This window comes from Neolewinella sp. (assembly GCF_965214665.1).
GTDB lineage: Bacteria > Bacteroidota > Bacteroidia > Chitinophagales > Saprospiraceae > Neolewinella.
Genome location: NZ_OZ243970.1, coordinates 229,708 through 241,866 on the forward strand (window position 1 = coordinate 229,708; position 12,159 = coordinate 241,866).

A 12,159-nucleotide genomic window follows, 5' to 3' on the forward strand; every position below is an offset into this window, starting at 1 on the left:
TTGGACGCTTTAGAGGTCGCCCACCAGCAGGTTGCAGCCCCGCACGTCCGAAAAGTCCATGCGCCCCAGCACCTCGAAGCTGCCGTCGGCGTACACCCGCCCCAGGTCGTCGCTGGCGATGAAGCTGATGGTGTCCAGATTCGCCAGGTCGATAAGGTTGAGCGCGGCGGTGCGGCCGTAGTCGGTCAGGGCGAGGGGGTCGGTGACCTCACGGGGTAGCACGCGCAGGGTAGGCGCAGGGATAAACTTACCCTCCCGGGGAGCGTAGGCCTGGCTCAGCAGCTCCGTCATGCCGTACTCGCTATGGATATGCTCGACCTGAAAGGCCTGTGACAGCGTATCGTGTAGCTCCTCACGGGTCAGCTCCCGGCGGCGACCCTTCATACCACCGGTTTCCATGATGACGGTATCGCCCAGCGGCATGGGGTAGCGCTCGGCCAGGTCGAGCAGGGCAAAGCTGACGCCCAGTAATAGGGTAGGGGTGCTACTCCGCTGTAAGTCGTGGAGCCGGCGGGCCAGTTCGGGCAGGTCATCCAAAAAAAAGCCGGAGGCGGGGTGGCCGCTGCGGTCGATAAAGTCCTGCGCCATGAAAACGAGGCTCGAACCAGTACGCTCCAGGTAGGCAGGCAGGAGGGCCAGTACGGCGCGGCCGGCTAGCGGACCGTACTGCCGCTCGAAGGTGCGACAGGCTCCCTCGCGGTACCAGGTTTCGTCGCGCAGGGGGTGGCGGCTCGTGGTTGCCCCCGTGGTACCACTGCTGGTGAACGTCCGCACCGGAGTCCACTGACCTGACTGTAAAGCCTGTGATTTAAACAGGTCAATGGGCAGGCAGGGAATATCGGCAAGCCGGAGGACGTGGCGGGCCTCCACCCGCAACAAATCGAGGTAGTGCGCGTAGATTAGATTGTGCGCGGCCTGGTAGTGGAAGACGGCCAGGGCCACTTCGTTGAAGTCCGTCGGCCTGAGGTTCCGAATGCGGTCGGCCAGCTGCACGCGCGTCATCAAGTAATACGATTTGCCATGCAATACACCCGCTTTGTCCTATGGTTGTGCTCCGCCGGTCTCCTGCTGGCCCTGGCTGCCTGCGTCAATCCGCCGGACTACCCGGACGAGCCGGTAATTCAGTACGAGGGCATTAGTAAGGATACGATTTATCAATTCACCAATGGCCCCACTGACAGTATCACTATTCAATTTTCGTTTACGGATGGGGACGGCAACATATCCACACAGGATAGTGCGGACATTTTTATCACCGATAGCCGCTTTCCCTCCATTCAAACTCCACTTGCCTTTCCCGTAATACCTACGGAGGGAACGGGTAATGGGATCAGCGGAGACGTATTCTTCACCTTGATCAATACGGACCAGGCGATATGCTGCGTGTACAACGACTCCTACTGTGTAGCTGATCTACAGTACCCGGTGGATACCTTTTCTTATTCTATCTACATCCTGGACCGCGATGGTAACCGCAGTAATACCATTCAGACCGAGCGAATACAGGTGCTTTGTCTGGGGCAGTAAGTTCAGGTGGGCGGGGCCGCAGGTGCAACGCAAAGCGAGGAAGGACTACCTTAGCCACTGATGGACACCCGGGAATTTCTGGCACATTTAACCCACCAGCGACGGTTGAGCGCGCACACGGTGAGTGCTTACGGGGGTGATCTTGAGCAGTTCGCCGCCTACTGTAGGTCTACCTATGACACTAAGGGGGCGGGAGGGGTAAACCGGGACATGGTCAAGAGCTGGCTGGCCCAACTGGTAGAAGAAGGACTGGCGGCGAGCAGCATCCGCCGTAAGCTTTCCGCCCTCAAGGCATTCTACCTCTACCGGCAGACGCGGGGGCTGCAGCAGGACAACCCGACCCAGCACATTCCTACGCCCAAGATCGGGCGCCGGCTGCCCGGGACGGTTCCACGTGCTGATCTTCGGCGCCTCTTTGCCGCCTTCCCCGATCCGCTCGCTCAGGACGATGTGGTGCTGTTGCAGGATCATCTACTGCTTGCCCTGCTGTACCAGTGCGGGTTGCGCCGCGCGGAGGTGATTGGCTTGCGACCGGACGACGTGCAGCTTGACCGCCGGCAGTTGCGCGTTCGGGGCAAGGGGAATAAGGAGCGCCTGGTGCCCTTCGGACCCGGGCTAACGGAACTTATCGAGCGGCTCCTGCAGTTACGATCTTACGGGGTAGATGATGCTCTGTTGCAAACCGACCGGGGCAAGCCACTTTATCCTAAGTACGTCTACAATATGGTACGGCGCTACCTGGGCGGGGTGACGGCTGAGGAGAAAAAGAGTCCGCACGTGCTACGGCACTCCTTTGCCACTCACCTGACGGAGGGCGGGGCAGACCTGAATGCGGTCAAGGAGCTACTGGGCCACTCCAGTCTGGCGGCTACCCAGCTCTACACCCATACGAACCTGGCACGGCTACGCGAGGTGTACCGGCAGGCGCACCCGGAGGGCGGCGGGAAAAAATAGGGCCGAACGACTTTGTCAATTGTACCAAAGGCGTTACCTTTGCAATCGCTTTGGGAAAACGTCCTGGAGCAGACGTTGAAAACAGGTTAAGGATCTAAGGATTTCAGCCGGTGTAGCTCAGTTGGTAGAGCAGCTGATTTGTAATCAGCTGGTCGGCGGTTCGAGTCCGTCCATCGGCTCTACCGCCCGGCGGCTCCCCCGCTTTGGGGGTCTTGGATCGTTAGTTGGGGGTGCGCCACAGTTGGAGAGGTGGGCTGGACTGTAAATCCAGTGTTTCGGCTGAGTAGGTTCGAATCCTACCACCCCCACCACCTCATATTTATACCAGATGCGAAAGTAGCTTCCCGATAGCTATCGGGAGTAGAGCGCTTACGTCAGGGGGCCCTACCCCTGCCAACGCACCAAGCTGAGGGTCGCGGGTTTGAACCTTGATCCTCGCATCGGTAGGAATGTCTACCGAGTGTTTTTGACATAGAATTATTTGCGGAAGTAGCTTCCCGATAGCTATCGGGAGTAGAGCGCTTATGTCAGGGGCCCCTGCCCCTGCCAACGCACCAAGCTGAGGGTCGCGGGTTCGAATCCTGATCCTCGCATCGGTAGGAATGTCTACCGAGTGTTTTTGACATAGAATTATTTGCGGAAGTAGCTCAGTTGGTAGAGCATCAGCCTTCCAAGCTGAGGGTCGCGGGTTCGAATCTCGTCTTCCGCTCCATAGAGTCGCTGCAACGGCAGTGGCGTTTACAAATCGCAACCGTGTTGCCGACGTAGCTCAGGGGTAGAGCACTTCCATGGTAAGGAAGGGGTCGTGAGTTCAATTCTCACCGTTGGCTCAAGGGATATACGTAGTCTGCTTTCCTCCGGGGGAGCCGGTTACCTAGGGCGGCCGAAGTTGCGGTCGGCACCCTGATTCGCACCATTTTTTAAACTTCCAAAATAGGTTATCCACCGATGGCTAAGGAAAAATTTGCAAGAACCAAACCCCACGTTAACGTGGGTACCATTGGCCACGTTGACCATGGTAAGACCACCCTTACCGCAGCAATCACTACCGTACTTTCGGAGAGTGGCGGCGCTAAGAAGATGGACTACGATACCATTGACTCCGCTCCCGAAGAGAAGGAGCGCGGTATTACCATCAACACCGCCCACGTCGAGTACGAGACGGCCAACCGCCACTACGCACACGTTGACTGTCCCGGCCACGCCGACTACGTAAAGAACATGGTGACCGGTGCCGCTCAGATGGACGGTGCGATCCTCGTGGTGGCTGCCACCGACGGCCCCATGCCCCAGACCCGCGAGCACATCCTGCTGGCCCGCCAGGTAGGTGTACCCAATATTGTGGTGTTCATGAACAAGGCCGACCTCGTCGACGACGAGGAGATGCTCGAGCTCGTTGAAATGGAAGTACGGGAGCTCCTGAGCCAGTACGACTACGACGGTGATGATGCCAGCATCATCATCGGTTCCGCCCTTAAGGCCCTCGAAGGAGACGCCGAAGGCAAGAAGCAGATTCAGGAGCTGATGGACGCCGTAGATAAGGACATCCCCGAGCCCGAGCGCCTGGTCGATCAACCCTTCCTGATGCCCGTCGAGGACGTCTTCTCGATCACCGGTCGTGGTACCGTGGCTACGGGACGTATCGAGCGCGGTATCATCAACGTAGGTGACTCCGTAGAAATTCTGGGTATGCAGGCCGCTGATGCTAAGCCCCTGACCTCGACTATCACTGGCGTAGAGATGTTCCGCAAGCTGCTCGATCGCGGTGAAGCTGGTGACAACGCCGGCCTACTGCTTCGCGGTATCGACAAGGAGGCCGTCAAGCGCGGTATGGTCATCTGTAAGCCCGGCAGCGTAAAGCCCCACAGTCACTTCAAGTGTGAGGTGTACGTACTGAGCAAAGAGGAAGGAGGCCGTCACAAGCCCTTCTTCAATGGCTACCGTCCGCAGTTCTACTTCCGTACCACGGACGTAACCGGTGACATTACCCTGCCCGAAAACGTGGAGATGGTAATGCCCGGCGATAACGTGACCCTGGAAGTAAAACTTCTCAATACCATCGCCATGGAAAAAGGCCTGCGCTTCGCTATCCGCGAGGGTGGCCGTACCGTCGGTGCCGGTCAGGTAACCGAGATACTGTCGTAAGACGACTCCGGTCGTTCGCATTTAATCGACTAAATGGGAAGTTAAGCGTCTGAATGCGGGCGCTTAACTTTCTCATTTACAATTTATACGGGTGTAGCTCAATTGGCAGAGCACTGGTCTCCAACCTCCGAAGGAAGCAGCGCAGCTAAACCAGGGGCGTAAAACCCAACTTTACAATTTATACGGGTGTAGCTCAATTGGCAGAGCACTGGTCTCCAAAACCAGGGGCTGGGAGTTCGAGTCTCTCCACCCGTGCAATTCATTACCTTATACTTTACAACATGGACAAGTTAGGACTATACTTACGGGAGAGCTACAACGAGCTGGTGCACAACGTGACCTGGCCGCCGTACTCCACCCTACAGACGAATACCGTTCTGGTCCTGACGGGTTCCGCGATTTTCGCACTGCTTATCCTCCTGATGGATTTTGTGTGGAAGAATGTCGTCGACTTCATCTACAGCACCGGCGGGTAAGCACAGTAAACAGTATGGCAGACAACAAGTGGTATTCCCTACGCGTGATCAGCGGCAAGGAGAAAAAAATCAAGGAACGCATCGAAAAGGAGATCGAGCGCAATGACTGGGGAAGCTACGTCACCAAAGTCGTCGTGCCTACCGAGAAAGTCTATAAGATCCGCAGTGGGAAGAAGGTCATTTCCGACCGCAACATTCTTCCCGGATACATACTGGTCGAGGCCGACCCCTATGCCCTCAATGCAGAGGTAGTGGATGCCATCACAAGTTTGCCTAACGTCATTCATTTCCTGGGCAAAAACGAGCCCGTTGCAATGCGGGAGTCCGAGGCCAATCGCCTGCTGGGTAAGGTAGACGAGAGCCTTGAGGCTGGCGACACCATGATCGAGCCCTTCATCGAGGGGGAGACCGTCAAGATCGTCGACGGACCGTTCAATGAGTTCGTAGGTGACATACAGGAGGTGAACGAAGAGAAGAAAAAACTGAAAGTGATCGTCAAGATCTTCGGTCGTGGTACGGAAGTTGAACTAAACTTCATGCAGGTCGAAAAGCAATCTTAATATATATTTCTATCCGTCGGAGGAGCCCTCCCCATAGGCCGCTCCGCTAGCACGACACAAATAGGTCAACATGGCTAAGGAAGTAGAAACCTTTATCAAATTGCAGGTCCGCGGCGGCGCGGCAAATCCTGCCCCTCCCGTCGGTCCCGCTCTCGGTGCCAAAGGGGTTAACATCATGGAATTCTGTAAGCGGTTCAACGCGCAGACTCAGGACAGTCAGGGAAAGATCCTTCCCGTAGTCATCACGGTATATAAGGATAAATCTTTCGAATTCGTCATTAAGACGCCCCCGGCTGCCGTACAACTGCTCGAAGCAGCTAAATTGAAGAGTGGCTCGAAGGAACCTAACCGTAACAAGGTGGCTAAAGTGAGCTGGGACCAGGTGCGGACGATTGCCGAGAGCAAGATGCCCGACCTCAACGCCTTTACCGTAGAGAGTGGCATGAAGATGGTAGCCGGCACGGCCCGCTCCATGGGCATCGTCGTCGAGGGCACCCCCCCCTGGGAGGCCTAATCGTCAGCCGAATTCCGGCCACGCCGGTTCGTCTGCCGACTTTATTAATCAATTTCAAGCAGGGAGCACGCTTCACCCCGTGCGCTATTAACCTCAAACTATTCTATCATGGCAAAACTTGGTAAGGCGCGTAAAGCCGCCACTGAGAAAGTCGATGCCACTAAGCAGTACAGCCTCGATGAGGCAATGAGCCTCGTCAAGGAGGTCAATACCGCTAAGTTCAACGCATCGGTCGACGTACACGTACGTCTGGGGATCGATCCCCGCAAAGCTGACCAGGCCCTCCGGGGCACGGTCACTCTTCCCCACGGCACCGGTAAGACGAAGCGCGTGCTCGCCTTCGTAACCCCCGATAAGGAACAAGAAGCTCTTGACGCAGGTGCCGATTACGCCGGTCTGGATGAACTCGTCCAGCGGGTTACGGATGGCTGGACTGACTTTGATGTCGTAGTCGCTATGCCCCAGACCATGGCCAAGGTGGGTCGTTTGGGTCGCGTACTCGGACCCCGCGGTCTGATGCCTAACCCCAAGACCGGTACGGTGACGATGGATGTCGGTAAGGCGGTGTCGGACGTCAAGGGCGGTAAGATTGCCTTCCGCGTCGATAAGTTCGGTATCGTCCACAGTAGCATCGGTCGGGTAGAATTCACGCCCGATCAGCTGAAGGACAACGCCAATGAACTGCTCGGCACCCTGGTACGGATGAAGCCCAGTAGCGCCAAGGGGAATTACATGAAGTCGGTCACGGTAGCCTCTACCATGAGCCCCGGCATTAAAATCGACCCCAAGACCATTGCCTAACCGCCCAATCTAGAAATCATGAATAAGACAGAAAAAGCGACGGCAATTGAGTCCCTCAAGGAGCGGTTCGCCAACAACGATTACTTCTACATCGCCGATGCCTCGACCCTGACGGTAGCGGAAGTCAACAAGCTACGCGGCATCTGCTTCAAGCGTGGGGTGAGCATGCAGGTGGTAAAGAACACCCTGGCCCGTAAGGCGCTGGAGCAACTGCCTGAGGAAAACAACTATGCTCCGCTCTTCGATTCCCTAAAGGGACCCAGTGCCATCCTCTTTGCCGAGATCGGTAATGCTCCCGCCAAGGCGATCAAAGAGTTCCGCGACGAACAGGGCGAGCGCCCCGTGCTCAAGGCAGCTTACATCGCCACTTCTATTTACAGCGGCGACAATCAGCTAGATACGCTGGCCAAGCTGAAGTCGCGTGACGAGGTACTTGCCGACATCCTTACCCTACTCCAGAGCCCCATGCAGAATCTGCTCAGCGGACTCAACGGCGCGGGTAGCCGCCTGGCCGGCGCCCTTAAAACCCTGGAGGAGCGCACTGAAGCGTAACTCCACCCATCAACTATAGCTTCCAAGCTGATACGCGATACTCTTATCGTACATCACTATTAAATACTTTATATTATGGCAGACGTAAAAGCAATTGCCGACCAGCTCGTAGGACTTACCATCAAGGACGTCACCGAGCTCCTACAGATTCTCAAGGACGAACACGGCATCGAGCCCGCGGCCGCCGCAGTAGCGGTGAGTGGTGGAGGAGGAGGTGGTGGCGACGCCGGTGGCGCAGCCGCAGCTGAGCAAACCGAGTTCGAAGTTGTACTGGAATCCGCTGGTGGCAGCAAGCTCAAAGTCGTGAAGGAGGTCAAAACCCTGCTCGGCCTCGGCCTCAAGGACGCTAAGGAACTCGTGGATGGCGCTCCCGCCACCCTCAAGTCCGGTGTCGACAAGGCAGAGGGCGAGAGCATCAAGACCGCCCTCGAGGAGGCCGGTGCTACGGTCGTGCTGAAGTAATTCGGCCCCTCCTTGGAAAGGATATGAGCGCGGGGAGCAATCCTCCTGCTTCGGTGGGTACCCTCCCCGCGCTTCTTCCTTCTTTTTATAGGCTTAGCGGACAACGGTCCGGCTGGGCCATTTGCGTATAAGAAAGCCCCCCAGGGGTGCAACTAATACGGGGTACCTTGTGTTAACATACTTCGCGATGCCCCATACCTTCGGAGATTTGCCTCCGAAGCCTCTACCATACCCCCCGCTATAGTGTCACCGCGGACGACATCGTACGGGCCAAATTAAAGGAATACTGCTAATGACGTCAAACGGCCAGATCCTTAACGCCGAAGAGCAACGGGTGAGCTTCGGTAAGATTAAGCTAACTGATCATTCCCCCGATCTTCTCGAAATCCAACTCAAATCGTTCCAGGAGTTTTTTCAGCTGGAAACGACCCCCGAAAACCGAGCCCTCGAAGGCCTTTACCGGGTTTTTCAGGAAAACTTCCCCATCTCCGATACCAGGAACATCTTCAATCTGGAGTTTCTGGATTATTTCGTCGACCCTCCCCGCTATACCATCGAAGAGTGTATGCAGCGTGGGCTCACCTACAGCGTGCCCCTGAAGGCCAAACTCCGGCTGTCGTGTAACGACGAGGAGCACGTTGACTTCAAAACCATCGTACAGGATGTCTTCCTCGGAAACATCCCCTACATGACCCCCAAGGGCACCTTCGTCGTGAATGGCGCCGAGCGGGTCATCGTCTCCCAGCTGCACCGCAGCCCCGGGGTATTCTTCGGTCAGAACTTCCACCCCAACGGTACGGCCATCTACTCCGCCCGGGTCATTCCCTTTAAGGGAGCCTGGATGGAATTTGCCACCGACATCAATACGGTGATGTACACCTACATTGACCGGAAGAAGAAGTTCCCCGTCACCACCCTACTACGGGCCATTGGTTACGACAGCGATAAGTCGATCCTCGACTTGTTCGACCTGGCCGACGAGGTAGCCAATACCCGCGAGGCGCTCACCGCCGCCATTGGCCGTAAGCTAGCTGCGCGTGTACTGCGTGCCTGGACGGAAGACTTTGTCGATGAGGATACCGGCGAGCTGGTCATCCTGGAGCGTAACGAAATTATCCTGGAGCGCGACACCGTGCTTACCGAGGATAACATCGAGGACATCCTTGCCGCCGACGGCATCGAGAACATCATCCTGCAGAAGGAGGATGTCGGGATGGACTACTCCATTATCTACAACACCCTACAGAAGGATCCTTCCAGTAGCGAGATCGAGGCGGTACAGTATATCTACCGCCAGCTACGGGGCAGCGACCCGCCCGACGAAGAAACCGCCCGCGGTATCATTGACAAGCTATTCTTCAGCGACAAGCGCTATAACCTCGGTGAGGTAGGCCGCTATAAGATCAACCGCAAGCTGAACGCCGGCACGGATGATGAGACCCTGGTCCTAACTAAGGAAGACATCATCGCCATCGTGAAGTACCTGGTGGGTTTGATGAACCAGCGCGCCGAGATCGACGACATCGACCACCTGAGCAACCGCCGGGTACGCACTGTGGGCGAGCAGCTTTACGCACAGTTCGGCGTCGGTCTGGCCCGTATGGCCCGTACCATCCGCGAACGGATGAACGTGCGCGACAACGAGGTCTTCACGCCGATCGACCTGATCAATGCACGGACCCTGTCGAGCGTCATCAACTCCTTCTTCGGTACCAGTCAGCTGAGTCAGTTCCTGGACCAGACCAATCCGCTATCGGAAATCACCCACAAACGTCGCATCTCCGCCCTCGGACCCGGGGGACTGAGCCGCGAGCGGGCGGGCTTCGAGGTGCGTGACGTGCACTACAGCCACTACGGCCGCCTGTGTACCATCGAGACGCCGGAAGGACCTAACATCGGCCTTATCTCCACCCTCTGTGTTCACGCCAAGGTGAACAAGATGGGCTTTTTGGAGACCCCCTACCGGGCGGTCGCCGATAGCCAGGTGGTCATGGATGGTGACCCCATCTACCTCAGCGCCGAGGGAGAGGACTTTAAGAAAATCGCCCAGGCCAACGCCGCCATTAACGAACAGGGTGCCTTCACCGGCGACCGCGTCAAGGCGCGCGACCACGGCGACTTTCCCGTGCTGGAGCCGGCCGAGATCGAGTTCATGGACGTAGCGCCCAACCAGATCGTTGGGGTATCAGCCTCCATGATTCCCTTCCTGGAAAACGACGATGCGAACCGCGCCCTGATGGGCTCGAACATGCAGCGCCAGGCCGTACCCCTGCTCAAGCCGACCAGCCCCATCGTGGGTACCGGTCTGGAGGGTAAGGTGGCCCGCGATAGCCGTATGCTCATCAATGCCGAGGGAGAAGGTACGGTCGAGTACGTCGATGCCAACGAGATCATTGTCCGCTACGAGCGTACGGACGAGGACCGTCAGGTGAGTTTCGAAGACGATACCAAGACCTACAACCTCACCAAGTTCCTGCGGACTAACCAGGGTACCTGTGTCAACCTAAAGCCGATCGTCCGTCGCGGACAGAAGGTAAAAGCTGGCGATATCCTCTGTGATGGCTACGCTACGGAGAAGGGCGAGCTCGCCCTCGGACAGAACCTGAAGGTGGCCTTCATGCCCTGGAAGGGGTACAATTTTGAGGATGCCATCGTGCTCTCCCAGCGCGTAGTACGTGAGGATGTGTTCACCAGTCTGCACATCGAGCACTTCGAGCTCGACGTACGGGATACCAAGCTGGGCGAAGAAGAACTCACCAACGACATCCCCAACGTCAGCGAAGAGGCCACTAAAGACCTCGACGAAAACGGTATTATCCGCGTCGGTGCCTGGGTTAAGGAAGGCGACATCCTCATTGGTAAGATCACGCCGAAGGGTGAAAGCGATCCTACCCCGGAGGAGAAACTCCTTCGCGCCATCTTCGGCGATAAGGCCGGGGACGTGAAGGATGCCTCGCTCAAAGCCAGCCCTTCGCTGAAAGGAGTAGTGATTGGTAAGGACCTCTTTAGCCGCACCAAGAAGGAGCAGTCGCAAAAGGACGCCGAAAAGTTGGAACTCCAGAAATTGGAGGACGAGCATAAGGTAAACCTTAATAACCTCAAGACCCTCCTCGTCGATAAGCTCGATAAGCTCATCCGCGGCCGGGCCAGCCAGGGCGTCAACACCATCTACGGTGAGGTCGTCGTGCCGAAGGGCGAGAAGTTTACCCAGAGCCTGCTGCGCGAGGTGGACTACACGACCATTGACTACAGCGGCTGGACTACCAGCGATGACCTCAACGGACTCATTGCCCGTCTGCTGCATAATTTCAGCATCAAGGTCAACGAGGAAGTCGGGCGCTATAAGCGCGAGACCTTCAACATCAGCGTCGGTGACGAACTGCCCGCCGGTGTGCTCAAGCTCGCCAAGGTCTACCTGGCCAAGAAGCGTAAGCTCAAGGTGGGAGACAAGCTCGCCGGCCGCCACGGTAACAAGGGAATCGTATCCCGCATCGTGCGCGATGAGGATATGCCCTTCCTCGAAGACGGCACTCCGGTCGATATCATCCTCAACCCCCTCGGTGTACCCAGCCGGATGAACCTGGGACAGATCTTCGAAACCGTGCTCGGATGGGCCGGCGAGAAGCTCGGCATGAAGTTCGCCACCCCCATCTTCGACGGTGCCAGCCAGGACGAGATCGAGGAGTACATCCAGAAGGCGAAGCTGCCCAGCCTGGGCCAGGCTTACCTCTACGACGGGGAAACGGGCGACCGCTTCCACCAGCAGGCGACGGTAGGTGTGATCTACATGCTCAAGCTCAGCCACATGGTGGATGACAAGATGCACGCTCGGTCCATTGGCCCCTACAGCCTCATTACCCAGCAGCCGCTGGGTGGTAAGGCCCAGTTCGGCGGCCAGCGCTTCGGTGAGATGGAGGTGTGGGCCCTGGAAGCCTTCGGTGCCTCCAACATCCTACAGGAGCTGCTGACCATTAAGTCGGACGACATTCAGGGACGGGCCAAGGCCTACGAGGCAATCGTTAAAGGTGACAACCTGCCCGAGCCTAACATCCCCGAGTCGTTCAATGTACTGGTGCATGAGCTTCGCGGCCTGGCCCTGGACGTGAAGTTCGACTAAGCGTACGGTCGTCGGCCACATCCCCAGCACCGATGGATGCTGGGTATCAAT

Annotated in this window: 11 protein-coding genes and 5 tRNA genes; 15 read left to right on the forward strand and 1 reads right to left on the reverse strand. The window is 57.1% G+C overall.

Going from position 1 to position 12,159, the window contains the following annotated elements; all coding sequences use genetic code 11:
- Nucleotides 1-9: 9 nt before the first annotated feature.
- On the reverse strand, nt 10-1,002 hold the full coding sequence (locus ACOOHD_RS01305) for an acyl transferase (RefSeq protein ID WP_420459762.1): 993 nt from the start codon (nt 1,000-1,002) through the stop codon (nt 10-12).
- An 18-nt stretch (nt 1,003-1,020) separates the two neighbouring features.
- On the opposite strand from ACOOHD_RS01305, the gene ACOOHD_RS01310 reads away from it, so the two are divergent.
- The 15 genes from ACOOHD_RS01310 to rpoB all read left to right on the forward strand — a co-directional run bounded on the left by ACOOHD_RS01310 (nt 1,021) and on the right by rpoB (nt 12,108).
- Entirely contained in the window at nt 1,021-1,527 is a 507-nt protein-coding gene (locus tag ACOOHD_RS01310; RefSeq protein ID WP_420459763.1) for a hypothetical protein, read from the forward strand.
- A 60-nt stretch (nt 1,528-1,587) separates the two neighbouring features.
- Nucleotides 1,588-2,481, forward strand: a complete 894-nt coding sequence (locus tag ACOOHD_RS01315; RefSeq protein ID WP_420459764.1) for a tyrosine-type recombinase/integrase — start codon at nt 1,588-1,590, stop codon at nt 2,479-2,481.
- A 106-nt stretch (nt 2,482-2,587) separates the two neighbouring features.
- Nucleotides 2,588-2,660, forward strand: a tRNA-Thr gene (locus ACOOHD_RS01320).
- Between the two features lie 47 nt (nt 2,661-2,707).
- Nucleotides 2,708-2,792: transfer RNA gene (locus ACOOHD_RS01325), tRNA-Tyr, on the forward strand.
- A 325-nt stretch (nt 2,793-3,117) separates the two neighbouring features.
- A tRNA-Gly gene (locus ACOOHD_RS01330) sits at nt 3,118-3,193 on the forward strand.
- Between the two features lie 46 nt (nt 3,194-3,239).
- Nucleotides 3,240-3,311, forward strand: a tRNA-Thr gene (locus tag ACOOHD_RS01335).
- A 118-nt stretch (nt 3,312-3,429) separates the two neighbouring features.
- Nucleotides 3,430-4,626 carry an elongation factor Tu gene (gene tuf / locus ACOOHD_RS01340; RefSeq protein ID WP_420459765.1) on the forward strand — a complete coding sequence of 399 codons (1,197 nt, stop codon included), beginning with the start codon at nt 3,430-3,432 and terminating at the stop codon, nt 4,624-4,626.
- A 182-nt stretch (nt 4,627-4,808) separates the two neighbouring features.
- Nucleotides 4,809-4,881, forward strand: a tRNA-Trp gene (locus tag ACOOHD_RS01345).
- Nucleotides 4,882-4,907: 26 nt separating this feature from the next.
- Nucleotides 4,908-5,102, forward strand: a complete 195-nt coding sequence (gene secE, locus ACOOHD_RS01350) for a preprotein translocase subunit SecE (RefSeq protein ID WP_420459766.1) — start codon at nt 4,908-4,910, stop codon at nt 5,100-5,102.
- A 14-nt stretch (nt 5,103-5,116) separates the two neighbouring features.
- Nucleotides 5,117-5,662 (forward strand): transcription termination/antitermination protein NusG, encoded by a 546-nt coding sequence (gene nusG / locus ACOOHD_RS01355; RefSeq protein WP_420459767.1) that lies wholly within the window; start codon nt 5,117-5,119, stop codon nt 5,660-5,662.
- Nucleotides 5,663-5,732: 70 nt separating this feature from the next.
- The gene (gene rplK / locus ACOOHD_RS01360; RefSeq protein WP_420459768.1) at nt 5,733-6,176 is read left to right on the forward strand and encodes a 50S ribosomal protein L11; all 444 of its coding nucleotides are present in this window, start codon (nt 5,733-5,735) and stop codon (nt 6,174-6,176) included.
- 108 nt (nt 6,177-6,284) lie between these two features.
- Nucleotides 6,285-6,977, forward strand: a complete 693-nt coding sequence (gene rplA / locus ACOOHD_RS01365) for a 50S ribosomal protein L1 (RefSeq protein ID WP_420459769.1) — start codon at nt 6,285-6,287, stop codon at nt 6,975-6,977.
- 18 nt (nt 6,978-6,995) lie between these two features.
- Nucleotides 6,996-7,529: a 50S ribosomal protein L10 gene (gene rplJ, locus ACOOHD_RS01370; RefSeq protein ID WP_420459770.1), complete on the forward strand. Its 534-nt coding sequence runs from the start codon at nt 6,996-6,998 to the stop codon at nt 7,527-7,529.
- A 75-nt stretch (nt 7,530-7,604) separates the two neighbouring features.
- Nucleotides 7,605-7,991, forward strand: coding sequence for a 50S ribosomal protein L7/L12 (rplL, locus tag ACOOHD_RS01375; RefSeq protein ID WP_420459771.1), 387 nt, complete (start codon nt 7,605-7,607; stop codon nt 7,989-7,991).
- Between the two features lie 292 nt (nt 7,992-8,283).
- Nucleotides 8,284-12,108: a DNA-directed RNA polymerase subunit beta gene (rpoB, locus tag ACOOHD_RS01380; protein WP_420459772.1), complete on the forward strand. Its 3,825-nt coding sequence runs from the start codon at nt 8,284-8,286 to the stop codon at nt 12,106-12,108.
- Nucleotides 12,109-12,159 lie beyond the last annotated feature (51 nt).

Excerpts from the sequence above, each read along its gene's own strand:
- rplA (WP_420459769.1), top strand. The coding sequence starts at position 6,285 with ATGGCAAAACTTGGTAAGGCGCGTAAAGCCGCCACTGAGAAAGTCGAT.
- rplK (WP_420459768.1), top strand. The coding sequence starts at position 5,733 with ATGGCTAAGGAAGTAGAAACCTTTATCAAATTGCAGGTCCGCGGCGGC.
- tuf (WP_420459765.1), top strand. The coding sequence starts at position 3,430 with ATGGCTAAGGAAAAATTTGCAAGAACCAAACCCCACGTTAACGTGGGT.
- rpoB (WP_420459772.1), top strand. The coding sequence starts at position 8,284 with ATGACGTCAAACGGCCAGATCCTTAACGCCGAAGAGCAACGGGTGAGC.
- ACOOHD_RS01315 (WP_420459764.1), top strand. The coding sequence starts at position 1,588 with ATGGACACCCGGGAATTTCTGGCACATTTAACCCACCAGCGACGGTTG.
- ACOOHD_RS01305 (WP_420459762.1), bottom strand. The coding sequence starts at position 1,002 with ATGACGCGCGTGCAGCTGGCCGACCGCATTCGGAACCTCAGGCCGACG.
- ACOOHD_RS01310 (WP_420459763.1), top strand. The coding sequence starts at position 1,021 with ATGCAATACACCCGCTTTGTCCTATGGTTGTGCTCCGCCGGTCTCCTG.
- rplJ (WP_420459770.1), top strand. The coding sequence starts at position 6,996 with ATGAATAAGACAGAAAAAGCGACGGCAATTGAGTCCCTCAAGGAGCGG.
- rplL (WP_420459771.1), top strand. The coding sequence starts at position 7,605 with ATGGCAGACGTAAAAGCAATTGCCGACCAGCTCGTAGGACTTACCATC.
- nusG (WP_420459767.1), top strand. The coding sequence starts at position 5,117 with ATGGCAGACAACAAGTGGTATTCCCTACGCGTGATCAGCGGCAAGGAG.
- secE (WP_420459766.1), top strand. The coding sequence starts at position 4,908 with ATGGACAAGTTAGGACTATACTTACGGGAGAGCTACAACGAGCTGGTG.